At 64.3% G+C, this 24,887-nt stretch carries 24 protein-coding genes; 12 read left to right on the forward strand and 12 right to left on the reverse strand.

Translation table 11 applies throughout. The annotated features are described in order from the left end of the window. Positions 1-85: 85 nt before the first annotated feature. From JOH52_RS03420 to JOH52_RS03435, 4 genes are all read right to left on the reverse strand, one after another. Positions 86-508, reverse strand: a complete 423-nt coding sequence (locus JOH52_RS03420; protein ID WP_014526599.1) for a hypothetical protein — start codon at positions 506-508, stop codon at positions 86-88. Between the two features lie 159 nt (positions 509-667). Then, complete coding sequence (locus JOH52_RS03425) at positions 668-2,281, reverse strand: 5-guanidino-2-oxopentanoate decarboxylase (RefSeq protein WP_010968665.1); 1,614 nt, start codon at positions 2,279-2,281, stop codon at positions 668-670. After that, positions 2,278-3,468, reverse strand: a complete 1,191-nt coding sequence (locus tag JOH52_RS03430; protein ID WP_004435844.1) for a pyridoxal phosphate-dependent aminotransferase — start codon at positions 3,466-3,468, stop codon at positions 2,278-2,280. The genes JOH52_RS03425 and JOH52_RS03430 overlap by 4 nt, the downstream gene beginning before the upstream one ends. A gap of 23 nt (positions 3,469-3,491) precedes the next feature. Continuing rightward, positions 3,492-4,106 carry a TetR family transcriptional regulator C-terminal domain-containing protein gene (locus JOH52_RS03435; protein WP_010968664.1) on the reverse strand — a complete coding sequence of 205 codons (615 nt, stop codon included), beginning with the start codon at positions 4,104-4,106 and terminating at the stop codon, positions 3,492-3,494. 270 nt (positions 4,107-4,376) lie between these two features. On the opposite strand from JOH52_RS03435, the gene JOH52_RS03440 reads away from it, so the two are divergent. The 8 genes from JOH52_RS03440 (at position 4,377) to JOH52_RS03475 (ending at position 11,948) form a co-directional block, all read left to right on the forward strand. Beyond that, on the forward strand, positions 4,377-5,150 hold the full coding sequence (locus tag JOH52_RS03440; RefSeq protein ID WP_013843945.1) for an ABC transporter ATP-binding protein: 774 nt from the start codon (positions 4,377-4,379) through the stop codon (positions 5,148-5,150). Between the two features lie 36 nt (positions 5,151-5,186). Further along, positions 5,187-5,969, forward strand: coding sequence for a transporter substrate-binding domain-containing protein (locus JOH52_RS03445; RefSeq protein ID WP_010968662.1), 783 nt, complete (start codon positions 5,187-5,189; stop codon positions 5,967-5,969). A 107-nt stretch (positions 5,970-6,076) separates the two neighbouring features. Next, on the forward strand, positions 6,077-6,802 hold the full coding sequence (locus JOH52_RS03450) for an ABC transporter permease (RefSeq protein WP_010968661.1): 726 nt from the start codon (positions 6,077-6,079) through the stop codon (positions 6,800-6,802). Beyond that, on the forward strand, positions 6,799-7,623 hold the full coding sequence (locus tag JOH52_RS03455; RefSeq protein ID WP_003530908.1) for an ABC transporter permease: 825 nt from the start codon (positions 6,799-6,801) through the stop codon (positions 7,621-7,623). The genes JOH52_RS03450 and JOH52_RS03455 overlap by 4 nt, the downstream gene beginning before the upstream one ends. Position 7,624: 1 nt before the next feature. Beyond that, positions 7,625-8,794 (forward strand): M20 aminoacylase family protein, encoded by a 1,170-nt coding sequence (locus tag JOH52_RS03460; RefSeq protein ID WP_014528932.1) that lies wholly within the window; start codon positions 7,625-7,627, stop codon positions 8,792-8,794. A 138-nt stretch (positions 8,795-8,932) separates the two neighbouring features. Beyond that, positions 8,933-10,414 (forward strand): cytochrome ubiquinol oxidase subunit I, encoded by a 1,482-nt coding sequence (locus tag JOH52_RS03465; RefSeq protein ID WP_014528931.1) that lies wholly within the window; start codon positions 8,933-8,935, stop codon positions 10,412-10,414. Then, positions 10,404-11,408 carry a cytochrome d ubiquinol oxidase subunit II gene (gene cydB, locus JOH52_RS03470; RefSeq protein WP_010968658.1) on the forward strand — a complete coding sequence of 335 codons (1,005 nt, stop codon included), beginning with the start codon at positions 10,404-10,406 and terminating at the stop codon, positions 11,406-11,408. Before JOH52_RS03465 ends, cydB begins: the two co-directional genes overlap by 11 nt. A gap of 234 nt (positions 11,409-11,642) precedes the next feature. After that, positions 11,643-11,948: a chorismate mutase family protein gene (locus tag JOH52_RS03475; protein ID WP_010968657.1), complete on the forward strand. Its 306-nt coding sequence runs from the start codon at positions 11,643-11,645 to the stop codon at positions 11,946-11,948. An 18-nt stretch (positions 11,949-11,966) separates the two neighbouring features. Here JOH52_RS03475 and galE read toward each other — a convergent pair whose 3' ends face one another. From galE to mscL, 3 genes are all read right to left on the reverse strand, one after another. Beyond that, positions 11,967-12,995 (reverse strand): UDP-glucose 4-epimerase GalE, encoded by a 1,029-nt coding sequence (gene galE, locus JOH52_RS03480; RefSeq protein WP_010968656.1) that lies wholly within the window; start codon positions 12,993-12,995, stop codon positions 11,967-11,969. Positions 12,996-13,175: 180 nt separating this feature from the next. Further along, the gene (locus JOH52_RS03485; protein WP_010968655.1) at positions 13,176-14,342 is read right to left on the reverse strand and encodes a pyridoxal phosphate-dependent aminotransferase; all 1,167 of its coding nucleotides are present in this window, start codon (positions 14,340-14,342) and stop codon (positions 13,176-13,178) included. 133 nt (positions 14,343-14,475) lie between these two features. Continuing rightward, a complete protein-coding gene (gene mscL / locus JOH52_RS03490) occupies positions 14,476-14,904 on the reverse strand; it encodes a large conductance mechanosensitive channel protein MscL (RefSeq protein WP_010968654.1) in 429 nt (142 codons plus the stop codon). Between the two features lie 219 nt (positions 14,905-15,123). Here mscL and JOH52_RS03495 point away from each other — a divergent pair, with 219 nt between their 5' ends. Then, positions 15,124-18,630 (forward strand): hybrid sensor histidine kinase/response regulator, encoded by a 3,507-nt coding sequence (locus JOH52_RS03495; RefSeq protein ID WP_107010432.1) that lies wholly within the window; start codon positions 15,124-15,126, stop codon positions 18,628-18,630. A gap of 156 nt (positions 18,631-18,786) precedes the next feature. On the opposite strand, the gene JOH52_RS03500 is transcribed toward JOH52_RS03495, so the two are convergent. Beyond that, positions 18,787-19,434: a response regulator gene (locus JOH52_RS03500; RefSeq protein ID WP_003530107.1), complete on the reverse strand. Its 648-nt coding sequence runs from the start codon at positions 19,432-19,434 to the stop codon at positions 18,787-18,789. A gap of 141 nt (positions 19,435-19,575) precedes the next feature. After that, on the reverse strand, positions 19,576-20,013 hold the full coding sequence (locus JOH52_RS03505) for a hypothetical protein (RefSeq protein WP_003530108.1): 438 nt from the start codon (positions 20,011-20,013) through the stop codon (positions 19,576-19,578). Between the two features lie 120 nt (positions 20,014-20,133). Here JOH52_RS03505 and JOH52_RS03510 point away from each other — a divergent pair, with 120 nt between their 5' ends. Together JOH52_RS03510 and JOH52_RS03515 are read left to right on the forward strand one after the other, a co-directional pair. Next, positions 20,134-20,481, forward strand: a complete 348-nt coding sequence (locus JOH52_RS03510) for a DUF952 domain-containing protein (protein ID WP_010968652.1) — start codon at positions 20,134-20,136, stop codon at positions 20,479-20,481. Then, positions 20,478-21,566, forward strand: coding sequence for a quinone-dependent dihydroorotate dehydrogenase (locus JOH52_RS03515; RefSeq protein ID WP_010968651.1), 1,089 nt, complete (start codon positions 20,478-20,480; stop codon positions 21,564-21,566). Before JOH52_RS03510 ends, JOH52_RS03515 begins: the two co-directional genes overlap by 4 nt. On the opposite strand, the gene JOH52_RS03520 is transcribed toward JOH52_RS03515, so the two are convergent. The 3 genes from JOH52_RS03520 to JOH52_RS03530 are packed head-to-tail and all read right to left on the reverse strand — an operon-like array spanning position 21,542 to position 23,728. Continuing rightward, the gene (locus JOH52_RS03520; protein ID WP_010968650.1) at positions 21,542-22,909 is read right to left on the reverse strand and encodes an MATE family efflux transporter; all 1,368 of its coding nucleotides are present in this window, start codon (positions 22,907-22,909) and stop codon (positions 21,542-21,544) included. The genes JOH52_RS03515 and JOH52_RS03520 overlap by 25 nt on opposite strands. A 46-nt stretch (positions 22,910-22,955) precedes the next feature. Then, positions 22,956-23,459, reverse strand: a complete 504-nt coding sequence (locus JOH52_RS03525) for a CAP domain-containing protein (RefSeq protein ID WP_010968649.1) — start codon at positions 23,457-23,459, stop codon at positions 22,956-22,958. Positions 23,460-23,461: 2 nt separating this feature from the next. Continuing rightward, positions 23,462-23,728 (reverse strand): DUF6460 domain-containing protein, encoded by a 267-nt coding sequence (locus JOH52_RS03530; RefSeq protein ID WP_003530117.1) that lies wholly within the window; start codon positions 23,726-23,728, stop codon positions 23,462-23,464. Between the two features lie 147 nt (positions 23,729-23,875). On the opposite strand from JOH52_RS03530, the gene JOH52_RS03535 reads away from it, so the two are divergent. Beyond that, entirely contained in the window at positions 23,876-24,814 is a 939-nt protein-coding gene (locus JOH52_RS03535; protein WP_014526594.1) for a class I SAM-dependent methyltransferase, read from the forward strand. Positions 24,815-24,887: the final 73 nt, after the last annotated feature.

The raw sequence follows: 24,887 nt of genomic DNA on the forward strand, positions 1-24,887 counted from the left end.
TCCATAAACGCCTGAACGCGCCTTGGGCAGCGTCCGGGCTGGGTTTTCATCAATGGCTGAGGCGGGATCGAAAGCCCTGCCGAACTCAAACGATGGCTGCCGCCGGTGGCGGCGCGCGGATGCACTCGTTCTGGCACGGCGCGGCGCGTGCGATTGCGGCTCGCGGCAGAGATGGAGAAGGAGAAGCCACGGGCGCAGCGAGCGCCACGCGTTGAAATTGGATGCATGGCGCCGGATCGCCGCCGGGCATCGACTTGCCGTCAGCGCGCTCGCCGCTGAAACGGAGGTCGGGCAGTGCAACCGCCCTGCATATCTGGCGGGCGACCGGCCGGTCGGAGGAACCTGTATCGGGTTGAGCGACATTGCCGGCCGGCGCTCCGGCCGCGCGGCCTGCTGCACCCTGGCCGACCGCGATGACCTGCATGGAAAGAGAGGCGCAGAACAGCCACAGCACGGCGAGAAGCCGGCTGGCGTGCATGCTCCTGCTGCCACCACCCATGAGGTCCATCGAGGACGCGGTCCCTTTCTCTTTGCATCCGGTCAATCCGCGATCGAACGCAAGCGAGACGAATTCAGCCCGAGCACCAAACTAAACGAAGAACGTGGCCGGATTCGAGCATGTGCGCTCTTAACATCACTCCGGGCCGGAAAAGTCAAATCCGGGCCGTCATGCAGTGGCGCCGGCGGTTCTTTCCTGATGGATTTCGATGAGCGAAGGCCCTGGGCGCGACGCCGCAGCGGCGAGCGCGCGCGGCAGATCCTTCACGGTCGCCAGCCGCTCAGCGGGCAGGCCGTAGGCTTTGGCGGTCAGCAGGAAATCGGGTGCGGAAGGTTTGACGCCTTCCGGCGTGATCCCAGATTCGACCATGTAGGACTCGATTTCCCGGTATCCGTCATTGTTCCAGACGAGGAAGACGACCCTGGCATTCGCGTCCACCGCCGAGCCGATCTCGGCCAGTGAAAACTGGAACCCGCCATCGCCGACGAGGCATATGACCGGCCGCCCCCGATCGGCGACCGCAGCGCCCACCGCAGCGGGAGGCGCATAGCCGAGCGATCCGTAGCCCGTCGCCGAATTGAACCAGGCCCTTTGCCGCGGCGCGTCGCAATAGAGGTTGCCGGCATAGACGGCCTGGGTCGAGTCCCCGACGATGGTGCAGTCGGGGAGCGTCCGGTAGATCGTCTCGACGACGCCGATTTCCGCAAGCATTTTCGGTGTCAGCTCCTTCAGCGCCGCCTTGCGCGCGGCCTCCGCGCGCAAGACCCCGTCCTTGGCCGCCGCATGGTCCGGCAGGAAGCCGAGAATGCCCGCAGTCGCAGCCTTCGCGCCGGAGAGGATCGAAAGCGCAGCTTGCGGCCCGCGCGCGAGCTGCGCCGCATCGATGTCGGTGCGAATAAGGTTCTTCAGCAGCGGAAAGCCGCCATCCGCATAGAGATCGTAATCGGTCTGGCCCATCTCGGTGCCGAGCGCCAGAACGAGATCCGCCTCCCGCAGCAGCGCGCGGACCGCCTTGAGGCTCGGGCTTGCCGGTACCCGGAGCGGATGGCCGGCAAGCATGCCGCGGGCGTTGACCGTCGTGACCACCGGCGCGCCGATCCGCTCGGCGAGTTCGCGCACTTCCGCTTCCGCGGTCAGGGCGCCGCCGCCGCACAGGATGACCGGCCGCGCGGCTTCCGCGCAGAGGATCGCCGCCCTCTGCAGCGTTTCGCTGTCGGAGCGCGGGCGCGTCGCCGCCGCCGGCTTTGCCGGCCTGCCCTCGATCTTCAGGGCCATCACGTCGGTCGGAATTTCGATATGGACCGGGCCTGGCCGGCCGGAAAGCAGAACGGCAAAGGCGCGGTCGACGACGAGCGGCAGATCGGCGGGGTTGAGAAGCGTGTGCGAATAGAGCGCCAGCGTCTTCATCATTCCATTCTGATCGGGCAGCTCGTGCAGCAGCCCCCGGCCATGCCCGAGGGAATCCCGGCGGTTGACGCCGGAGATCACCAGCATCGGGATCGAGTCCTGCCGGGCCTGCGCCATGGCGGTGATCGTGTTGGTAAGGCCCGGGCCGGTGATCACGAGGGCCACGCCCGGCTTGCCACTGACGCGCGCATATCCGTCGGCCATGAAGCCGGCACCCTGTTCGTGACGCGGCGTGACGTGGCGAATTTTAGATGCGGCAAGGCCGCGGTAAAGTTCGACCGTATGCACGCCCGGAATGCCGAATACGACCTCCACGCCGTTTGCTTCCAGGAGATCGACGAGGGTCTCGCCGACGGTTTTCGATTCGACGGTCATGCGCGGCGCTCCTTGCGGATGGTGCAGCGTTCGGCGAGCGCGGCGATGCGGCGGCATGCCTCCTCGATGGCGGCATCCGGAACGGTGAGGCTCACGCGCAGAAAGTTGCGTGCCTTGTCGCCGAAGGAGGACCCCGGCATCACCGCAACGCCCTCCTCTTCAAGGAGTGCCCAGGCGAAGGCTTCGCCGGAGAGGCCCGTGCCGGAGACGTCGATCAGCGCAAACATACCGGCCTCCGGCGGCAGCACCGAAACCCCGGACGCCCCCGCAAGACCGTCGATGATCCGCCGGGCGCGCCGGCTGTAGGATTCCCGCATCTGCCTCGCCGTATCGATGTCATGCGTCAGCGCGTAAGCGGTCATATCGGCGATGAACGGCTGCTGGCCGAAAAGCATGGTCTCGGAAATCGGCAGCAGGCGCTCGGTGAACTCGGCCGGGCCGACGGCCCAGCCGCTGCGAAAGCCGGGTGCTGCATGCGACTTCGAGATGGACGAGACGACGACCGTGCGTTCGGCAAGATCGGGATTGTCGAATGGCGAGGCGAAGAGCGCATCGAAGACGAGCTCCTCATATACCTCGTCGCAGACGATCCAGAGATCGTGCCGCCGCGCGACTTCACCGATCGCCGCAATCTCTTCCGCCGTCAAAACGGCGCCGGTGGGGTTGTGCGGCGTATTGAGGAGCAGCACGCGGCATTCGGGCGTGACCGCCTTTTCCAGATCCTCCGCCCGCATGTGGAAGCCGTTTTCCGGGTTCAGCGGTACGAATACCGGATGGGCCCCCGTGGACCGGATGACGCCTTCATAGGTCGCGTATAGGGGATCTCCGACGAGCACGCCGTCTCCCGCCTCGGCGAGCGCGAACATGACGGCAAAGAGCGCCGTCTGCGTTCCCGGGAAGCAAAGAATGTTCTCCGCGGTCACGGCGGCACGGCGGCGGCGGTACTTTTCGGTAAGCGCCGCCACGACTGCCGGCTCCCCGCGGCCGTTTGAATAGCGGTAGCGTCCCGCATTCATGGCCCGCTGGCACTCTTCCAGAAGCGCGCGGTCCGGCGGCAGATCCGGTTCGCCGATGGTCAGCTCGATGAGCTCGGCGCCACTCGCCTTCAGCTGACGTGCGCGGGTGTGCAGCGTCCATTTGCCGGAACCGAGCTCGGCAAGACGTGATGTGATCGACGCGTAGCGCAAGAATTCACTCCCTCATTCGATTTCTATTTTTCGATCCGAAGGCCGAGCAGGGCTTCGACCGAGGCCATGGCGATGCCGACCAGTTCGCCCTCTCGAAAGAGATCGCCGGCGAGGCAGCCTTCGACCCAGAGCCCGTCCACGAGGCCGTTGATCGCGATTGCGTAGCGGCGGCACTCCTCGGGACCGGCAGGCCGGCCCTTGGCCGAAAGAAAATCGCTGAGCAACTCCTGCAACGCGTTGCGGAAGGCGAGGTAGCCGTCGCGATGGATTTCCGCGAGCACCGGATCGACCCGGACCTGACTGATGAAGGCGGCCCAGAGAGAGATGCTGCGGCTGTCGGCGACCGGTTCGGTCAGATTGATGGCGATGAAGTCCTTGAGACGCGTCGCCGGATCGCCCTCGACGTTCTTCGCCTTCTCCGTGAGAGAGGCAATGACGGCGCGGTAAGCCTCCGCAACCATCTGGTCTTTGGATTCGAAATAATGGCGGACGAGCCCTGCGGTAACGCCGGCGCGAAGGGCGATCTGGCGGACGGTCGCTCCCTTGAGGCCGAATTCCGAAATGCAGTCCAGCGTCGCCTCGATCAGTTCCTGGCGCCGCTCGCCCTCGGGGGCGCGATAAAAGCTGCGCCGGTTCACCGCATGCCCCGCGCCGTGCCGTTCAGCCAGATCGTCATTGCCTGCGAACCGGTTGGGCTCATGCGTTGCTCCCGGGGATGACCGTTGTTGCGAGGAGCGTCAGAAAATCGACGCGGGTATTATTATACGCTTGAATAATAGCGGCACAAGTGCAACGATGCCATCCAGAAACAGCGTGACAAGCCGAAGATGCTGCACGAGAGAAAGACCAGGGGAACTGTTTTTCATGGCTTCAACGAGCGTTCCGCGAACGAGAGGAGCCGCGCGCCGATGACGGATGCGGCCCAGGCAATCGCGGTTACCGACCTCCACAAGCGTTTCGGGCCATTGGAAGTGCTGAAGGGCGTGTCGCTGAGCGCGCGGCAGGGCGACGTTATCGCGATCATCGGCGGCAGCGGTTCCGGTAAATCCACGCTTCTCCGTTGCATCAACATGCTGGAACTGCCCTCGGCCGGCCAGATCAGCGTGCACGGAGAAGAGATCCGCATGAAGCCGGACGGCCACGGCGGATTGATGCCGGCCGACCGCAAGCAGGTCCAGCGGATCCGCACCCAGCTCGGCATGGTTTTCCAAAGCTTCAATCTCTGGCAGCACATGACAATTCTCCAGAACGTCATCGAGGCGCCGGTGCACGTACTCGGCAAAACCAAGGCTGAAGCAGTCGAGACGGCCGAGGCGCTGCTCCGCCGGGTCGGCCTTTACGAGAAGCGGGATGCCTATCCAGCTTTCCTGTCAGGCGGTCAGCAGCAACGCGCCGCCATTGCCCGGGCGCTTGCGATCCAGCCGCTGGTCATGCTCTTCGACGAGCCGACCTCTGCGCTCGATCCGGAGCTCGTCGGCGAAGTGCTTTCGGTCATCGGCGATCTGGCGCGGGAAGAGCGGACGATGGTGCTCGTGACCCATGAGATGAAATTCGCGCGTGACGTCGCCAACCACATCGTTTTCCTGCACAACGGCGTGATCGAGGAACAGGGGCCGCCCGAGGCGATTTTCGGCGCCCCTAAATCCGAAAGGCTCAAGAAGTTCATCAGCTCCATTCACTGAATTCCGCAATGCTCGACAATCAAAAAAGGGAACGGCATGAAGAAGACATTGAAACTCGTGGCGCTCGCCGCCGCTCTTGCGATCACAGGCGCGGCCACCGCCTCGGCCCAACAGGTCAAGGTGGGAATCGCGGCGGAGCCTTATCCGCCCTTCACCTCACCTGACGCCAGCGGCAACTGGGAAGGCTGGGAGATCGAGTTCATGAAGGCCATGTGCGCCGAGGCCAAGCTCGATTGCGTCGTCACCCCGGTTGCCTGGGACGGCATCATTCCGGCGCTGACCTCCAAGAAGATCGACATGATCATCGGCTCGATGTCGATCACCGCGGAGCGGCTGAAGACCATCGACTTCTCCGACAAGTACTACAACACGCCGACCGGCATCATCGGCGCCAAGGGCGACGACATCAAGCCGACGCCGGAGGGTCTCGCCGGCAAGACGATCGGGGTTCAGGTGTCCACCGTGCACCAGGCCTATGCCATGAAACACTTTGCGCCGGCCGGCGTCGAAGTGAAGGAATATCAGACGCAGGACGAGGCAAACCAGGATCTCGCCGCCGGCCGCGTCGATGCCGTCCAGGCTGACGCGATCGCCCTCGATGCCTTCCTGAAAAGCGACCAGGGCAAGCAGTGCTGCGATTACAAGGGCGAAGTCGCCGAAGACGTCGACGTCATCGGGCCCGGCGTCGGCGTAGGGTTGCGCAAGGGAGAGACGGAACTGAAGGAAAAGGTCAACGCGGCGATCAAGGCGATCCGCGAGAACGGTACCTACGACGCCTTCTCGAAGAAATACTTCGACTTCGACATCTACGGCGGATAACCGCGACCTGCCGGCGGTCCGGGCGACCGCCGGCCTTGAATTCGTGTTCGAGCGGGATGCGGATTGCGGGCATCGCCCATGATCCCGCTCTTGTTTAAGAGGCTGCCTTGCTCGGGGATTCCTTTATCAACTGGAGCCTGCTTTCGCTCTCGGCGCCCGGCTGGGGCGGCGTCCTGCTGCAGGGCTTCCTCAGCTCGATCGAGATCGCAGTCGGCGGCTATGCGCTCGGGCTCGCACTCGGTATCGGCGGGGCCTTCGGCAAGCTCTATGGCGGGCCGGTGCTTCGCGATCTCCTGGAGTGCTACACGACGGTGGTTCGCGCGGTGCCCGAGCTCGTGCTCATCCTGCTCCTCTACTATGCCGGCACCGATCTCCTGAACCAGCTCCTTGGCGCCATCGGGGTCGGAGCCGTCGATATCAGCGGGCTCGTGGCCGGTATCTTCGTGATCGGGGTCGTGCAGGGCGCCTATTCGACGGAGGTGCTTCGCGGCGCGATCAAGGCGGTTCCCGCCGGCCAGATCGAGGCGGCACGCGCCTACGGCATGTCGCCGCTCCTGGTGCTGCGGCGCATCACGCTTCCGGCGATGCTGCCCTACGCCATCCCCGGCCTTGCCAATCTGTGGCTGATCGCCACCAAGGACACGGCGTTGCTCGCTGTCGTCGGTTTCAGCGAATTGACGCTCGTCACGCGGCAGGCGGCAGGCGCCACCAAGGCCTATCTCCTCTTCTTCTGCGCCGCCGGCGCGCTCTATCTGGCGCTGACGCTCGTTTCCAACGTCTTCATCGGCATGCTCGAGCGCCATGCGCGGCGCGGCTTCGCGGAGCAACGATGACCGACGAAACCACCCACGCGCTCGCATACACGCCGGAAGACCTCCCGAGAAAGGAGAGTTTCCTCAAGCCTCATCGCATCGTGCTGATGCTTCTCCTCGCGGCGCTCGTGGTGGCGGTCGCGGTCTTCATGCGCTGGGACTGGCTGCCGCGCTACCTGCCGAGGCTCGGCTCCGGCATTCTCGTGAGCCTGGCGATGCTCTTCAGCACGGCGATCCTCGGCTTCCTCCTGGCAGTGCCGCTTGGCCTCGCCCAGGTGACCGGGCCATGGTTCTTCAAGGCTCCGGCCCGCATCTTCTGTACCGTCATCCGCGGGACGCCGCTGCTGCTGCAGCTATGGCTCCTCTATTACGGGCTCGGCTCGCTGTTTCCGCAGTTCCCGGCCATCCGGCAATCCTTTCTCTGGCCGTATCTGCGCGAGGCCTGGCCCTATGGGGTGGCGGCGCTCACGGTATCCTTCGCCGCCTATGAGGGCGAGGTCATGCGCGGCGCGTTCGCCGGCGTGCCGTCCGGGGAATTGGAGGCCGCCCGTGCCTACGGCATGGGCCGCTGGACGATGTTCCGGCGCATCTGGCTGCCGCGGGCGATCCACCGCGCGCTGCCCACCCTCAATGGCGAGACCGTGCTGCAGCTGAAATCCACGCCGCTCGTCGCGACGATCACCGTCGTCGACGTCTATGCGGTGATCTCGAAGGTGCGGCAGGAAACCTACCTGACCTATGAGCCGCTCCTGCTGCTCGCGGCCATCTACATGTGCCTGACCGCAATCCTGGTCGTGGCCTTCCGTTACTTCGAAAACCGCATACCCACCCGTGGTGCCTGACATGAAGCTTTCCGCCGCCATCGACAATGCCATGCCGGAACTCGTCGCCATCCGGCGCGATCTGCATGCCCATCCTGAGCTTGGGCTCGAAGAAACGCGGACATCCGCCTTCATCGCCCGCCACCTCGAAGAGCTCGGCTATGAGGTGGCGACGGGCATCGCGAAAACGGGCGTGGTCGGCACGCTAAGGAATGGCACCGGGTCGCGCTCGATCGGCATCCGCGCCGATATCGATGCGCTGCCGATCCAGGAGGAAACCGGGGTCGCCTATGCAAGCACGAAGCCGGGCCTGATGCATGCCTGCGGTCATGACGGCCACACGGCGATGCTGCTCGGCGCCGCCCGCGCGCTTGCCGAGCGAAGGAATTTCGACGGCACGATTCACCTCATCTTTCAGCCGGCGGAGGAGAATGCCGGTGGCGCGAAGATCATGGTCGACGAGGGTCTCTTCGACAGATTTCCCTGCGACGCCGTGTTCGCGCTCCACAACGAACCGAACCTGCCCTTCGGCCAGTTCGCTCTGCGCGAAGGCCCGATCATGGCGGCGGTCGACGAGGCACGGATCACCGTTCACGGCCGCGGCGGCCACGGCGCCGAGCCGCAGGCGACGGCCGATCCGATCGTCTGCGGCGCCAGCATCGTCATGGCGCTGCAGACCATCGTCGCACGCAACATCCACCCGATGGACCCCTCCGTCGTGACCGTCGGCGCATTTCACGCGGGCTCGGCGAGCAACATCATCCCGGAGCGCGCGGAGATCGTCGTCGGCATACGTTCCTTCGATCCCGCGGTCCGCGACGAGCTCGAACGCCGCATCCGGATGATCGCCGAGGCTCAAGCGTCAAGCTTCGGCATGCGGGCAACCGTCGATTACGAGCGGAGCTACGACGCCACGATCAACCACAAGGCGGAGACGGATTTCCTCCGAGAGGCCGCCATCCGCTTCGCCGGCGCCGACAAGGTCGTCGATCTCGCCCGGCCGCTCATGGGAAGCGAGGACTTCGCCTATATGCTCAAGGAAAGGCCCGGCAGCTATTTCTTCCTCGGCTCGCGGGTGACGGGCGAGGAGAAATCGCTCCACCACCCCGGCTATGATTTCAACGACGATCTGCTGCCGATCGGCGCTGCCTTCTGGACCGAACTCGCCGAAGCCTACCTCGCGCGCCGGTGAGATTGGGGACGGGCGCCCGACTGCTTCGACCTGCAATGCGGTTCAAAATGCCGCGCGCGAACGATTGCCGCAGTGTGACAACGTGGCGATCCGCCCGTCATTGACCTTTGGCAATATTGCGTCAGATTCAATCACACGATGCAGATCGCAGATATCAGACGCCGTTCGCGTCTGAGCTTGCGGTTTCCGCCCGAAAGGATCAGCGCCGTGTTCGAAGCTTTTGACGCAACTGTCCTTGCACGCATACAGTTCGCCTTCACCGTCTCCTTCCACATCATCTTCCCGGCCTTCTCCATCGGACTTGCCAGCTATCTGGCCGTCCTCGAAGCGCTCTGGCTCTGGAAGAAGGACGAGGTCTATCTGGAGCTCTTCAACTTCTGGAAGACGATCTTCGCCGTCGCTTTCGGCATGGGCGTCGTCTCCGGCATCGTCATGTCCTACCAGTTCGGCACCAACTGGAGCGTGTTTTCCGACAAGGCCGGGCCGGTGATCGGGCCGCTGATGGGCTATGAGGTGCTGACCGCCTTCTTCCTCGAAGCGGGCTTTCTCGGCGTCATGCTTTTCGGCCTCAACCGGGTCGGCCCGAAGCTGCATTTTTTCGCAACCGCGATGGTCGCGCTCGGCACGCTGATCTCGGCCACCTGGATCCTCGCGGTGAACTCCTGGATGCAGACGCCCGCCGGCTTCTCCGTCAACGAGGCCGGGCAGTTCATTCCCGACGACTGGTGGGAGGTGATCTTCAATCCGTCTTTCCCGTATCGGCTGACGCACATGGTGCTAGCCGCCTATCTGACGACGGCCTTCGTCGTCGGCGCCTGCGGGGCGTGGCACCTCCTGCGCAAGACCGCTCCGCGGCGCGCCCGCACGATGTTCTCGATGGCCATGTGGATGGCGGCGATCGTCGCGCCGATCCAGATCTTCGCCGGCGACCAGCACGGACTCAACACGCTCGAACATCAGCCGGCAAAGGTGATGGCGATGGAAGGGCATTATCAAAGCCATCCGGAAGGCGCGCCGCTGATCCTCTTCGGCATGCCGAACTCCGCCGAGAAGCGCGTCGACTACGCGCTCGAAATCCCGAAGCTTTCGAGCCTGATCCTGAAGCACTCGCTCGATGCGCCCCTTGCCGGTCTCGACACCATACCCGAGGACCGGCACCCGCCGGTCGCCATCGTCTTCTGGTCGTTCCGCGTCATGGTGGCGATCGGCTTCGCCATGCTCGGTCTCGGGCTCTGGAGCCTCTGGTGTCGGCTGCGCGGCACGCTCGACACGAATGCCGCGCTCCACCGCGCGGCGGTGCTCATGGGCCCGGCGGGCTTCGTGGCAGTGCTTGCCGGCTGGATCACGACGGAGGTCGGGCGGCAGCCCTACACGATCTATGGTCACCTTTTGACGGCGGACTCGATTTCCCCGATCGCAGCGCCGGCTGTCGGCGCCTCGCTCGTCGCCTTCATCATCGTCTATTTCCTCGTTTTCGGCGCCGGCACCTTCTACATCCTGCGGCTGATGGCACGTCTGCCGCGCGATACGATGCCCGAACTCGACGAAGGACCCTTGCGCACGGCCGGAGTGACGCCCGGGCCGGCAACAGCCAACCAGGGAGGCCATCATGGCCATTGATCTGCCACTGATCTGGGCCGCGATCATCGCCTTTGCGGTGCTTGCCTATGTCGTTCTCGACGGTTTCGACCTCGGCGTCGGGATATTGTTTCCGTTTTTCCCCGAGAAGCACGACCGCGACGTCATGATGAACTCCGTGGCCCCCGTATGGGACGGCAATGAAACCTGGCTCGTGCTCGGCGGCGGAGGGCTGCTCGCCGTGTTTCCGCTCGCCTATGCGACCATCCTGCCCGCGCTTTACGCGCCCATCATCGCCATGCTGATCGGCCTCATCTTCCGCGGCGTGGCTTTCGAGTACCGCTGGCGCACGCAGCGCGGCGAATTCCTGTGGAACTGGGCCTTTGCGGGCGGGTCGATGCTCGCTGCCTTCGCGCAAGGCCTGGCGCTCGGCGCCCTCGTGCAGGGCATCCCGGTCGAGAACCGGGCCTATGTCGGCGGCTGGTGGGACTGGTTGACGCCGTTTTCAATCGCAACCGGACTGGCGATCGTGATCGGCTATGCGCTTCTCGGAGCGACCTGGCTGGTGATGAAGACCCGTGGCGAGCTCGCCGAACGCGCACGTGGCGTCGCGCTTCGAACCGCTCTCGCCACGGTCGCGGCTATGGGCATCGTCAGCCTGTGGACGCCGTTTCTCGAGCCGGTCTACCTGGAGCGCTGGTTCGGCTGGCCGACGGCGATCTTCAGCGTCATCGTGCCGCTGCTGGTCCTCGGCTGCCTCTACCTCCTTCTCAAAGGCATCCGCGACCGGCACGATGTCCAGCCCTTCATCGCCGCGCTCGGCCTGTTCGTGCTCGGCTATATCGGCATCGGCATCAGCTTCTATCCTTTCATGGTGCCGCCTTCGCTGACGATCTGGGATGCCGCCGCGCCGGACGAGAGCCTCGCCTTCCTTCTCGTCGGCGCGCTTGTTCTGGTACCGATGATTCTCACCTATACCGCCTATGCCTACTGGGTCTTCCGCGGCAAGGTCGATCCGGAGGAGGGCTACCATTGACGCGCTCCAGCGGGACTGCCCGCAAGCTTCTCTGGTTCGTGGGCCTCTGGGCCGCCGGCGTCGCTGCGGTCAGCATCGTGGGTCTTGCGATCAAGCTTGCTCTCGGCGCGTGAAAACCCCCGTTGCAGCGGAGCTGCCATGCTGCGTCGGTTTAACCCCTTCTCAGCCGGCGTCCCCTTTGCTAGCAGTTCGGCGCGATCAAATGGAGCGGCCTCCGCTCCGCGAGGACCCGACATGCAGAAAACACCCGCAGAATGCACGACGATGGCCGACATACGTGTGGAGATCGATCGGCTCGACCGCGCTTTGATGACGCTTTTCGCCGAACGGTGGGGCTATATCGAGCGCGCCGCGGAGATTAAACGCCCGCTCAACCTGAAGGCGGACATCCCGGCACGGGTGGCGGAGGTGAAGGAAAACGCGCGCCGGAATGCGGTCGAGCTCGGCCTCGATCCGGACTTCTACGAACGATTCTGGGGACAACTCGTCGAGCGTGCCATTGCGCATGAGCGGAAACTGCTCGGAGAGGACGACGCCTGAAGGCTTCAGCCAAAGGGCTCAGCCGTTGGCGATCAACCGCTCGTCCTGTTCCTCGTCGAAGCTGTTCTTGCGGCTGAGATGGCTTTCCCAGTCGAAGGCGCTCCGGACGATATGCTCGAGGCTCGCATGGGTCGGGACCCAATCGAGCTTCAGCCGGGCTACGGACGGGTCGGCGACTATTTGCGCCGGATCGCCCGGGCGCCGCGGCGCGTAGTCCACCATAAAATCGCGGCCGGAGACCTGGCGCACGGTATCGAGCACCTGCAGCACCGAGAAGCCGTGGCCATAGCCGCAATTCGCAACCAACGGTTCACCGCCAGCCCTTAGATAGGCGAGCGCGCTCCTGTGTGCCGCCACGAGATCACTCACATGGATATAGTCTCTGACGCCGGTACCGTCCGCCGTCGGATAGTCCGTGCCCAAGACATCGATCTTTCGGCGCCTCCCGAGCGCCGCCTCGCAGGCGACCTTGATCAGATGTGTGGCGCCGAGCGTCGACTGGCCGGCGCGGCCGAGCGGGTCGGCCCCGGCCACGTTGAAATAGCGCAACGCGACGAAGCGGAAATCATGTGCGGCCGCAGCGTCCTGCAGCATCATCTCCGACATCAGCTTGGAGCGGCCGTAAGGGCTCTGGGGCCGCAGGGCGGCCGTCTCGCTGACCGGGTCGGGCGTGTCCTGGGTTCCATAGACGGCGGCGGTCGAAGAAAAGACGAAATGGCGAATACCGGCCTCGACGGTTGCCGCAATGAGCGTGCGGGTATTGGCCGTATTGTTCTCATAATAGGCAAGCGGGTTGGCGACCGATTCCGGTACGACGGCCGAGCCCGCGAAATGGACGACCGAGTCGATTTCGTTCTCGGCAAACACCCGCTGGAGCAGCGCCCGGTCACCGACATCGCCGAAGTAGAAGCGCGCCTCCGGTGCGACCGCCCAGCGAAATCCGGTCGACAGACAGTCGAGCACCACCACCGCTTCGCCGCCGTCGAGCAACGACCAGACCATGTGGCTGCCGATATAACCTGCCCCGCCTGTTACCAATACCGCCATTTCCCGTCCCCTGTCCCTGCATATGCGGGATCAGAAAAGACGAGTTCACGTTTCAGAAATGGTAAATCGCAGCGCTGTTCGCCTGCCCGCAGCACCTATTCTCGGTTGTGTGGTTAAAGGTCCGCCGCACCGATCGGTCGGATTTTACCGATTGGCCGTACCGTCGTCGAAAACGCTCCGTCAGCGGCTGAGGATGTAGCGCTGCAAGCGGTCTGCGGCCTCGGCGATCTGGAGCGGATCGCGCAGGAAGCAGGCGCGCATGAAAAGCGCTCCGCCCTCGCCGAAGGCCGTCCCCGGCGCGAGACCGACGCCGGTCCGGTCGACGATGTCGAGTGCCGCGGCCCGCGAGTCGGTGACGCCGTCGATCTTCAGGAAGGCGTAGAGCGCGCCATCGGGTTTCAGCGTTTCGACGCGGTTGGTCGCGATCAGCGCGTCGCAGAGCGTATCGCGGTTGCGCTTCGCTTTGGCGATGTTCTCTTCGACGAAGCCGTCGCCCTCGTCGAGCGCGGCGACTGCCCCGCGCTGCATGAACTGCGCGACACCGGAGGTCGAATACTGGATGAGATTTTCGAGCACCTGCCCCATCGCCGGCGGCGCCACGATCCACCCGACACGCCAGCCGGTCATGGACCAGTTCTTGGAAAAGGAATTGACGAAGAGGATGCGGTCGTCCTCCTCCATCACGTCGAGGAAGGACGGCGCCCGGCCGTCGGGATAATAGTAAAGCGCGTAGATCTCGTCGGCGATGATCCAGAGGCCATGCTCGCGCGCGAGCGCCAGAATGGCCTTGAGATCGTCGTGGGTTGCGGTCCAGCCGGTCGGGTTGGACGGCGTGTTGATGAAAAGCGCCCGCGTCCTCTCCCCGATCGCCGCCTGAAGACGTTCGGGATCGAGCCGCCATTTGCCGCCTTCGAACTGCAACGGAACGGCGACCGGGCGAACGCCGGAGAGGTCCGCAGCAGCCGCGAAATTCGGCCAGGCGGGCGTCAGCAGGACCACCTCGTCGCCGGGAGAGCCTACCGCCTCGATCGCAAGCTTGATCGCCTGCATTCCCGAACCGGTAACATAGAAATTCTCGGGCGACAGCGCCTTCTGGAACCGGCGCTGGTAATAGCGGACCAGCGCCTCGCGAAGAGGCGGGATGCCGCGCTGCCAGGTGTAGAAGGTCTCGCCTGCCATCAACGCGTCGGCCGCGGCGCGACTGACGAAATCCGGCGTCGGCAGATCACCTTCGCCGACCCAGAGCGGGATCAGTCCTTCACGCCCGCGCGCATAGTTGACCACTTCGACGATGCCGCTTTCGGGCGCTGCCGTCGCGCGGGGGCTGAGGCTGGTCATGATCGTCATCGGCGGGCTCCTGATTGCCCGCCGTTTCTAGACGCTTTGGCGTCGGCGATCACGCGAATTTCTCTGACCTGTTTATCGAATTCTGTGATGTTTCCATCACCCGGCGGCCCCGGACCGCCGAGTGTCCGGCGCCTCAGGCGCGCTGCCTCAGAAGATCGCGAATTTCGGAGAGAAGCAGGATGTCCTGCGGCGGCGGTGCGGCCGGGTCCGGCGCCTTGTCCCTTTCGACCGAAGCACGCGCGCGATTCACGAGCTTGATCAGCAGGAAGATGATCCAGGCGAGGATCAGGAAGTTGATGAGCACGGTGATGAAATTGCCATAGGCAAAGACCGCGCCCTGTTCGCGTGCGGCGGAGAGCGTCGGCGCAGTGACACTGGCGGAGAGTGGCAGGAAATAGTTGGAGAAATCGAAGCCGCCGCCGGTGATCGCTCCCACGACCGGCATGACGAGGTCATTGACGACCGAATCGACAATCTTGCTAAAGGCCGCACCGATGATCACGCCGACCGCAAGGTCCATGACGTTGCCGCGGGCGATAAACTCCTTGAATTCGTTCAGCATGCCTCTCTCCGTGGAAATCCCCCGAAGGGCCACCCGCACCTGTCTTGCGCGGCAACCGCCGGTAGGAATCTAGACCAAAGCCCCGTGTGAGGAAATCGTACTCCTTGCATTTGGTCAAGCTCCGCGGATATCGGCGGGTGATCTTGAACTTAAGACTGATGCGCCGGCCGATTTCCAACCAAATGGACTTGCCCTATGCTGGCCGCGGAGGAGTGAGGCATGCTTTCGGGTTCGGTCATTTTTGCCTCGGCCTTCGCCTACCTGCTGCTGCTCTTCGCAGTTGCAAGCTATGGCGACCGGCGAGCCAGACGCAACGAGATTGCCGCGAAGGGCAGGCCGCTCGTCTATGCGCTGAGCCTGGCAATCTACTGCACATCCTGGACCTATTTCGGCGGCGTCGGCCTTGCGGCGGAGCGCGGACTCGAATTCACCGGCATCTATATCGGCCCGATCCTGATGTTCACGCTCGGCATGCCGCTGATCCGCCGCATCGTTCGGCTCGCCAAGACCGAAAAGCTCACCTCCGTCGCCGATTTCGTGGCTGCGCGCTACGGCAAGAACCCGGCCGTTGCGGCAATCGTCGCGCTGATCTCGCTCGTCGGGGCCATTCCCTATATCGCATTGCAGCTCAAGGCAGTGTCGAGTTCTGTCGCCACGATGATCGACACCAGCGATTACGGCATAGGCTCGGGCGAGAACTTCGTCGACCTGCCGCTTCTGGTCACGCTCTTTCTCGCCTGTTTTGCGATCGTCTTCGGTACGCGCCATACGGATGCGACGGAACACCAGGACGGCCTGATCCTCGCGATCGCGATGGAATCGGTCGTCAAGCTCGTGGCTATGCTCACGGTGGGCGTCTATATCGTCTTCGTCCTGTTCGGCGGGCCTGCGAATCTATGGGCAGAAGCGCAGCAAAGCGTCACCGTGATCGCCGCGCTCGAATACCAGACGCCGGTCGCGCGCTGGATTCTGATGATCGCGCTTTCCGCCTTCGGCATCATCATGCTTCCCCGGCAGTTCCACGTGACGGTCGTGGAAAACCGCACCGATAACGAACTGCGCACGGCCGGCATCCTCTTCCCGCTTTATCTGATCGCAATCAACGCCTTCGTCCTGCCGATCGCGATCGCCGGCATCCTGACCTTCTCCGGCTCCGGCAATGCGGATCTCTATCTTCTGGCACTGCCGCTTGCCGGCGACGTGCCGCTCGTCACGCTCTTCACCTTCATCGGCGGCTTCTCCGCAGCGACCGCCATGGTCATCGTCGCTTCGGTCGCGCTCTCGATCATGGTTTCGAACGACATCGTCATGCCGGTATTCCTGCGCCGCAGGCTCGGCACGCGCGGTTCTCTCCAGGAGGACATGGCCGGTACGCTCCTCAATATCCGCCGCACGGCGATCTTCGTCGTTCTTTTCCTCGGCTACGGCTATTATCGCGCCGCCGACATCAGCGCCGGCCTCGCCTCGCTCGGGCTGCTCTCCTTCGCCGCCATCGCGCAGATGGCGCCGGCGCTCCTCGGCGGTCTCGTCTGGCGGCAGGCCAATGCCCGCGGCGCGATCGCGGGGATGGTCAGCGGCTTTCTCGTCTGGGCCTATGTCCTTTTCCTGCCGAGCCTCGGCGGGCCGGACAATTCTCACATCGCCTCCACGGTGCTCAGCTTCCTGCTGCCCTTCACCGATCTCTTCTCCGGCGCGCAGTCAGACCCGCTGGTGAATGCGACGGCTCTCAGCATGCTCGTCAATGTCGCGGCCTATATCGTGGGTTCGCTGACGCGCGCGCCCAAACCCCTGGAGCGCTTCCAGGCGGGCGTCTTCATCACCCGCCGCTCACGCATCGAGCGGACCTTCCGCGGGCGCAAGACCAAGGTGACGGTGCGCGACCTCAAGACGACGATCGGCCGTTACATGGGCGAGGAGCGCATGCAGCGCTCCTTCCATACCTATGAACAGCAATCCGGCCGCTGGCTCGACGACAACGCCTCCGCCGACATGGCGCTTGTCCACTTCTCGGAACAATTGCTCGGAAGCGCAATCGGCTCGTCCTCCGCCCGGCTCGTCCTTTCGCTTGTCCTGCAGCGCATGGACGACACCTCCTCCGACACCGCCTGGCTGCTCGACCAGGCGAGCGAGGCGCTCCAATACAACCAGGACATGCTGCATACGGCGCTCTCGCAGATGGACCAGGGCATTGCCGTCTTCGACAACGCCAACAATCTCATCATTTGGAACCGCCGTTTCCGGGAGCTCATGGACCTCCCCGAGGCCGCCGGACAGGTGGGCTTTCCGCTGGCCGACATCGTCGCCATCCTTGCCCGCCGCGGGGATGTCCGCAAGGATGAGGAGAAGGCGCTGATCGCCAACTTCCTGACGCTCGACAAGCCCTTCCTGCTCGAACTTGCAGGCGGCGCCCGCATCCTCGAAGTCAGAAGCAATGCCATGCCCGACAAGGGCATCGTCACGACCTACACCGACATAACCCAGCGCGTCGCGGCCGACATGGCGCTCAAACAGGCGAATGAAACGCTGGAATTGCGCGTCGCCGAGCGGACGGGAGAACTCACACGCGTCAACCGCGAACTGGGCGAGGCAAGAGCGGCCGCCGAGGAGGCGAATATCGGCAAGACCCGCTTCTTCGCCGCTGCCGGTCACGACATCCTGCAGCCCTTGAACGCGGCGCGGCTCTACTCCTCGTCGCTGGTCGAGCGACTGGGCGATTCCGACAACCGGGCGCTGGTGCAGAACATCGATTCCTCTCTCGAATCGGTGGAAGCCATCCTCGGCGCCCTGCTCGACATTTCGCGGCTCGACACCGGCGCGATGAAGCCGCGCCTGCAATCCGTACCGCTCGACGAATTGCTCAGGCGGATCGAGACGGATTTCGCGCCGATGGCGAGGGCGAAGGATATAGAACTCGTCATCATGCCGACATCGCTCGCGGCGCGCAGCGATCCGAACCTGCTCAGGCGCCTCGTCCAGAACCTCGTATCGAACGCCATAAAATACACACTTCGGGGCAAGGTGCTGGTCGGCGTGCGCCGGCACGGGCAGACGGCGACGATCGAAGTTCTCGATTCGGGTATCGGCATTCCATCATCGAAATTCCGCACCATCTTCAAGGAATTCGCGCGCCTTGAAGAAGGCGCGCGAACCGCGTCGGGGCTCGGCCTCGGTCTCTCCATCGTCGACCGCATCTCGCGGGTTCTCAATCACCCGGTCGGCCTGCAATCGAAGCCGGGAAAGGGCACCGGCTTCAAGGTCACCGTGCCGCTCGACAAGAGCGCCGGCGGCAGGCTGAAACCGCAATCCGTCGCAGCGGCGAAAACGAGCGAAGCACTGGCCGGGCTCAACGTCATCTGCATCGACAACGAGCCGAAGATCCTCGAAGGCATGGCCCTGCTGCTCGGCGGTTGGGGCTGCAGCGTGACGACCGCCGAGTCGCTCGCCGGCTGCACTGAAATGGCGCCCGGCAGGCTGGGCGTGCGTCCCGACGCGATCATCGCCGACTATCACCTCGGCGATGGCACCGGTGTCGAGGCGATCGCCGCGATCCGCGGCCTCTGGCAGGAGAGTATCCCCGCCCTCATGGTGACGGCCGACCGTTCGCCCGAAGTGCGCGGCGCCGCCGAACGGGACGGCGTCTCGCTGCAGCACAAGCCCGTCCGACCGGCGGCTCTGCGCGCCTGGCTCACCCAGCTTGCCGCGGCGGGACGCGCGGCGGCGGAATAAAGTGGCTTACCGCTCGGATTGCCCCTCATCCGGCCTGCCGGCCACCTTCTCCCCGCAGGCGGGGCGAAGGGACAAGCTGCGAACTCCCGGCGCACTCTCACCGTCTGCGAGGCAGCGGGATGAGGGCAAAAATCGCAAATCCCAGGAGCGGCCGACTCAGGCCGCCGCGACCGTCCCCAGCTTCGATAGCTGGATCACCGCCTGTGTACGGCTGTCGACGTTGAGCTTCAGGAGGATCGCCGAGACATGCGCCTTGATCGTCGCCTCGGAGACGCCAAGTTCATAGGCGATCTGCTTGTTGAGCAGCCCCTCGGCCAGCATCGAGAGGACGCGGGACTGCTGCGGTGTCAGCGTCTGCAGCCGATGCAGCAGGTCGGCGACTTCCGGCTCGTATTCCTGGTTCTGGTCGTAACCGGGCGGGACGAACACCTCGCCGGCCATCACCTTTGCGATGCCTTCGCGGATTTCCTCGATACCGGCCGATTTGGACAGGAACCCTGCGGCGCCCAGATCGAGCGCGCGATGAATGGTCGCCGGATCGTCATGGGCCGAGACGATCATCACGGGCAGGCTCGGAAACTCGGCACGCAGCGCGATCAGCCCCGAAAGCCCGCTGACGCCGGGCATGGTCAGATCGAGCAGCATCAGATCGGCGTCCGGATTGTCGGCCGCAGCCCTGCGCGCAGCGGCAAAATCGCCGGCCTCGACGATGGCCGGTGCGCCCGCCATGCCGCTCAGCGCCTGGCGCATTGCGCCGCGGAAGAGCGGGTGGTCGTCGGCAATGATGATGGTCATTTCCGGCATGATGACGCTCCCTCCCAAGAGCCTCGGCCGCGATCCTGCAGCCTCGCGCTGTGGATCCGCCGCATCATCTTATTCCCAAATGATCCCTGTTTCAGGGAAACATGCGCGACGCGCGTCCTCCGGCACGCCACGGCTTCGTTCTCAGGTCTTCTGCGGCAGATTCTCACCCTCGTCGGCGGAATCGCTGCCCTTGTCCTCGAATTCCTTCACGATTCCCATGAACTTGCGCATCATTCTTTCCATGATGCTCATTGCCCGGTCAATCTCTTCATCGTTGGGAAGCGCCGGTTCGGCCGCGGTTTCACCGCTTTCCACGGCCTTTTCCAGCGCTTCGATGCGACTGGTGAGGAGATCGAGTTCGCGCTCGAATGCGGCTCTCTCGTCGGCCGCCATCCTGCAGATGAGCTCCCCGCCCTTTTCCTGGCACAAGGTGACCTCGCCGGTCTCGGTGTCGAGCCGGGCTAATCCGGTTTCCGACTTCTGCATGCTGTAGCGGCCGGGCGAGGCTTCCTGCGCAGCCGCCGGGGCAATGAGACCGAAGCCCAACCCGACTGCGAGTATTGCGACTGCCTGTCTCATGACGTTCTCTCCGTTGAATGCTTACGGAAAATCCGCCTCGATCTCATGCTGTGCGGTGGACAGGCGCCGATATTTGCGGCAAGGCCATCACTCATGCTCACGACGGATAAGCGAACAAAGATGAACGCTACCATATACAAGATCGTTCCGGCACTTCTATGGCAGGAAGCGCGACGGACCGGCGCGTTTGCAGGCGCCCCCGTCGATCTCGCCGACGGGTTCATTCATTTTTCGACCGGGGACCAGGTCGTCGAAACGGCCGCCAGGCATTTCGAGGGTCAGGACGACCTGCTGCTCGTTGCGGTCGACGCGACGGCGCTGGGCGACAAACTCGTTTATGAGCCCTCCCGCGGCGGCGCGCTGTTTCCGCATCTTTACGCTCCGCTTCCGCTTGAAGCCGTATTGTGGGAGAAGCCCCTGCCGCTGCGGCCGGACGGTCAGCACAGCTTCCCGGAACTCGCCCCATGATCGGCCAGTTGGAGCACCTCGCACGGCGCGGCCTTTTCCTCTTCGACCCGGAAGCTGCACACGGCCTTTCGATCAAGGCGCTGAAGAGCGGCCTGGTGCCGAGCTGCGCCGCGCCGGCCGACCCCCGGCTCGGGCAAACCGTGGCGGGCCTCGTTTTTTCCAACCCGATCGGCATGGCTGCCGGCTACGACAAGAATGCCGAAGTCCCGGAAGCGCTGCTGAAGATCGGCTTCGGCTTTACCGAGATCGGCACGGTGACGCCGAGGCCACAGGCGGGCAACGACAAGCCGCGGCTCTTCCGGCTCGTCGAGGATGAGGCGGTGATCAACCGGCTCGGCTTTAACAACGAGGGGCACGGGGCGGCGCTGGCGCGGCTCAAGGCCTGCTCGCGCGAGGCGCTGATCGGCGTCAATATCGGCGCCAACAAGGACAGCGCCGACCGGATCGCCGACTATGTGACAGGCATCCGAACCTTCTACGCGGTCGCGCGCTATTTCACCGCCAACATCTCCTCGCCCAACACGCCGGGCCTGCGCGACCTGCAGGCGCGCGAGAGTCTCTCGGCGCTGCTTTCGGCCGTGCTTGCCGCCCGGGACGATGAGGCGCGAAAAGGCGGGCGGCAGGTCCCGGTCTTCCTCAAGATCGCTCCGGACCTGACCGAAGAGGGCATGGACGACATCGCAGCCGAGGTGCTGGCGCATGGTCTGGACGGGCTGATCGTTTCCAACACGACGCTTTCGCGCGAGGGTCTGAAAGACCGGCGTCAGGCCAACGAAGCCGGCGGCCTTTCCGGAAAACCGCTCTTCGAGAAATCGACGGCGGTGCTCGCCCGGATGCGCAAGCGGGTGGGACCGCACTTGCCGATCATCGGGGTCGGCGGCGTGTGCTCGGCGGAAACCGCAGCGGAAAAGATCCGCGCCGGAGCCGATCTCGTCCAGCTTTACTCCTGCATGATCTATGAGGGACCGGGATTGCCGGGCCGGATCGTGCGCGGCCTCTCGGCCCTTTGCGAGCGCGAGAAACTTGCCTCGATCCGCGACATACGCGACAGCCGGCTCGACTACTGGAGCGGCCGGAACGTCTGAGCCGCCCGACGCGGTATCATCAGCAGCAGGAAAGCGCCGCGCAGCAGCAGGAACAGGTTGAGCCCGGCCCAGAGACCGTGATTGCCGAAGGCAGGGACGAGCACGGCAAGCGCCGCCACGTAGCCGATGAAGGCAGCCAGCATCATGTTGCGCATGTCGCGCGACCAGCCGGCACCGATGAAGACGCCGTCCATCAGGAAGGCGAGTGCGCCGGTCAGCGCCGTCACGGCCGCCCACGGCATATATTGATAGGCGAGCGCGCGCACGTCCGGCGCAGTCGTCAGCATGTTCACCACGGCGTTGCCGAAAGCGAGCAGCGCGAGCGTGGTCAATGCGGCGAGGCCGAGCGACCAAAGGGCAGTCATCCGCAGAACCCGGTCGAAAGCGGGGCGATAGCCGGCACCGATCGACCGGCCCGTCAGTTGCTCGGCTGCGGTGGCGAGCCCGTCGAGATAATAGCCGGCCACAAGGAAGATCGTCATCAGCACTGCGTTCGCCGCAAGCGTCACCGGCCCGAAGGACGTGCCGATCCGGGTCACGAGCGTGAAGGCGGCCAGAAGGGCGAAGGAGCGGATCATGATATCGCGGTTGAGGCCGAATAATTTCTTGAGGCGGTCGCGCGCAAAGATCATCGCCCAACCGGGCGCGTCCTTGCTGTCGAAACGGCCGTAGACGATTGCAAAACCCGCAAGCGCGCCGATCACCTCCCCCGCCACGGTGCCGATCGCGACGCCGGCCACGCCCCAGCCGAGGAAGAGGCCGAGCAGGATCGAAAGCACGATATTGGTGCCATTGATCAGCGTCTGCAGCATCAGGCCGAGAGTGCCCTCGCCGCGCCCCAGCACGAATCCGAGGATGGCGTAGTTGGCGAGGGCGGCCGGGCCGGAGAGGATGCGATAGAGGAAATAGGTGCGCGTCACCTCCGCAACTTCCGGACCGGGCCCCATGAGCCAGAGACCGGCGGAAAGCAGGATGGGCGATATAAGCACGATGGCGGCGCCGGTAACGAGCGCGATCATGAGCGAACGCCAGAAGACCGCCTGCTGCTCGCGCCGGTCTCCACGGCCATAGGCCTGCGCGACGAGACCCGTGGTTGCGGCACGCAGGAAATTGAAGGTGGTGAAGATGAGGTCGAACATCACCGCGCCGACCGCGAGACCTGCGAGCAGCTCCGCCTGACCGAGCCGGCCGACGACGGCCGTGTCGACGAGGCCGAGCAGCGGCGTCGTCAGGAAGCCGAGCGTCATCGGCAGGGCGATCGAGAAGATAAGCCGGTTGGTGACCAGGAAAGGTCCGGCTTCTGGATTGTCCGTGTCGCGCTCGAGGCTTTGCGTGGCCGTCATGATCCTGTCCCTACGGTCCGATTCCGTAGTTCACCCGGGAATCAGCTCAGCTGCAGAGCACCATGGCCCAATAGGGGCGGTTTCCGGAAGCGGAATTCTGCGCCACGGCGACGCCGAGCCCCCGGTAATTGCCGAGCATGTTTTCGAGATGCTTCGGAGAATTGTACCAGGCATCGTAGGCGCGCTCGGCGTCCTTTTGACCCACGGCGATGTTTTCGGCGGCCGGCAGCGTGACGCCCTGCCCCTTCATCCGATCATAGAAACTGTCCCGCCAGCCGATATTGTGCCGCATCTTGCCCGCGCTCGCCATGCGTGCTGCCTGATGCATGGCGGCAACGGAAGCGACCGGATCGCCGGAAAGCGCAGGAAGGCCCCTGCCCTTGCGCAACGTGTTGACGTAGCCGAGCGTCGCGTCGGTCTGATCGCTGCCCGTACCGCCGTCCGGAGAAAGAAGGTTCGAGGTGGTGCAGCCGGTGATCAAGCCGAGGGAAACCACGGCACCGGCACGCAGAAGCAGCCGTCTGCGGGCGACGAAGATCTGGTCGTGCATGCTTACCGTCGATAGCTGAAGAGACGCAGAATGATGAAGAGCGGAATGACCACGACCGCGCCGAGGAGCAGGTAGTCGCCCACCCGTCCGAGAGCCGCGAATCCGGTCCGCCAGAGATCGAGGAGGAAGTTGCGGATACCGTAATAGATATCGGCCGGATACCAGTCGAAGACCGTCATCACGAAGCCGACCAGGATCGACACCACCAGCAGCTTGACGAGCACGCGTAGCGGCGAGTCCCCCAAAAATTTGTTTATTCCGTCCGACATCAGCAAGAACTTCTCCTGTTTCCCTTCACATAAGCCGCCATTCCCAAGCGTGCAAGGCATGACGGTCCCAGGTGCCGCTTCCAGAATCCGCTTGTATTTTGCCTTTTCCGGCGTCAGAAGCGTCCATCGCAACCAAGCCGCATCTCCATGACCTTCAACCAGCTCTCCTCCGGCGACCTGATCGCCGACCGCCGCGCCGACTACGCGAAGATGCTTGCGGAAGCGGGCGATGCGCCAGGTGCGGCGGAACTCATGGCCCAGGCGTTGGAGCTTGCCCCGGACTGGGCGGCCGGCTGGTTCCGGCTGGCGGACTATGAAGAGAAATCGGGCCGAATAGAGGCAGCCGTCGACGCGCTGCGCAATACGCTTCGGCTCAATCCGGAAGACATCTTCGGCGCCAGCCTCAAGCTCGCTTTGCTCGGCGCTACCGAGACGCCCGAACAGCCGCCGAGCGTTTACGTCGAGCGCCTTTTCGACGACTATGCCGAGCGCTTCGACCACGCGCTCGTCGAAAAGCTCGGCTACAGCGTCCCGGAGAAGCTTGCGGCCGTGATCGGCCGGGTGAACGGCGGCGGGCGGTTTCGCCACGTCACCGATCTCGGCTGCGGCACCGGGCTCTTCGGCGAGCGTATCCGCGATCGCGCCGATTTCCTCGAGGGTTTCGATCTTTCCGCCAATATGCTCGCCAAGGCCGAAGCCAAGGGTGTCTATGACCGCCTCGCCCAGGCGGACCTTTCATTGGCTCCGGAGGATTCGGGCGTGTTCGGCGCGCTGGAGCAGCGGCGTGCCGATCTCGTCAGCGCGGCGGACGTGCTGATGTATCTCGGCAATCTCGAAGGTGTCTTCGTCATTGCCGACCGCCTGCTCGCACCGGGCGGGCTCTTCGCGTTTTCCGTCGAGGATGCATGCGGGGCCGACGGCTTCGTGCTGCGTCCGTCGCTGCGCTACGCGCATCCGGAAGCCTATATCGCCTCCCTCTGCAAAGAGAGCGGCCTGTCCATGATCGCGACCGAGCGCACGATCATCCGCAGGGATGCCGGCGAGCCCGTCGCCGGGATATTGTTCCTCGCCTGCAAGCCGGCTTGATGCAGCCCCGACCGGGCGGCGAAAATAGGTCAGCATTGCTTACATATTTTGCTTGTATTTTTTGTGCGCTGCA

Source organism: Sinorhizobium meliloti (assembly GCF_017876815.1).
Classification (GTDB): Bacteria; Pseudomonadota; Alphaproteobacteria; order Rhizobiales; family Rhizobiaceae; genus Sinorhizobium; species Sinorhizobium meliloti.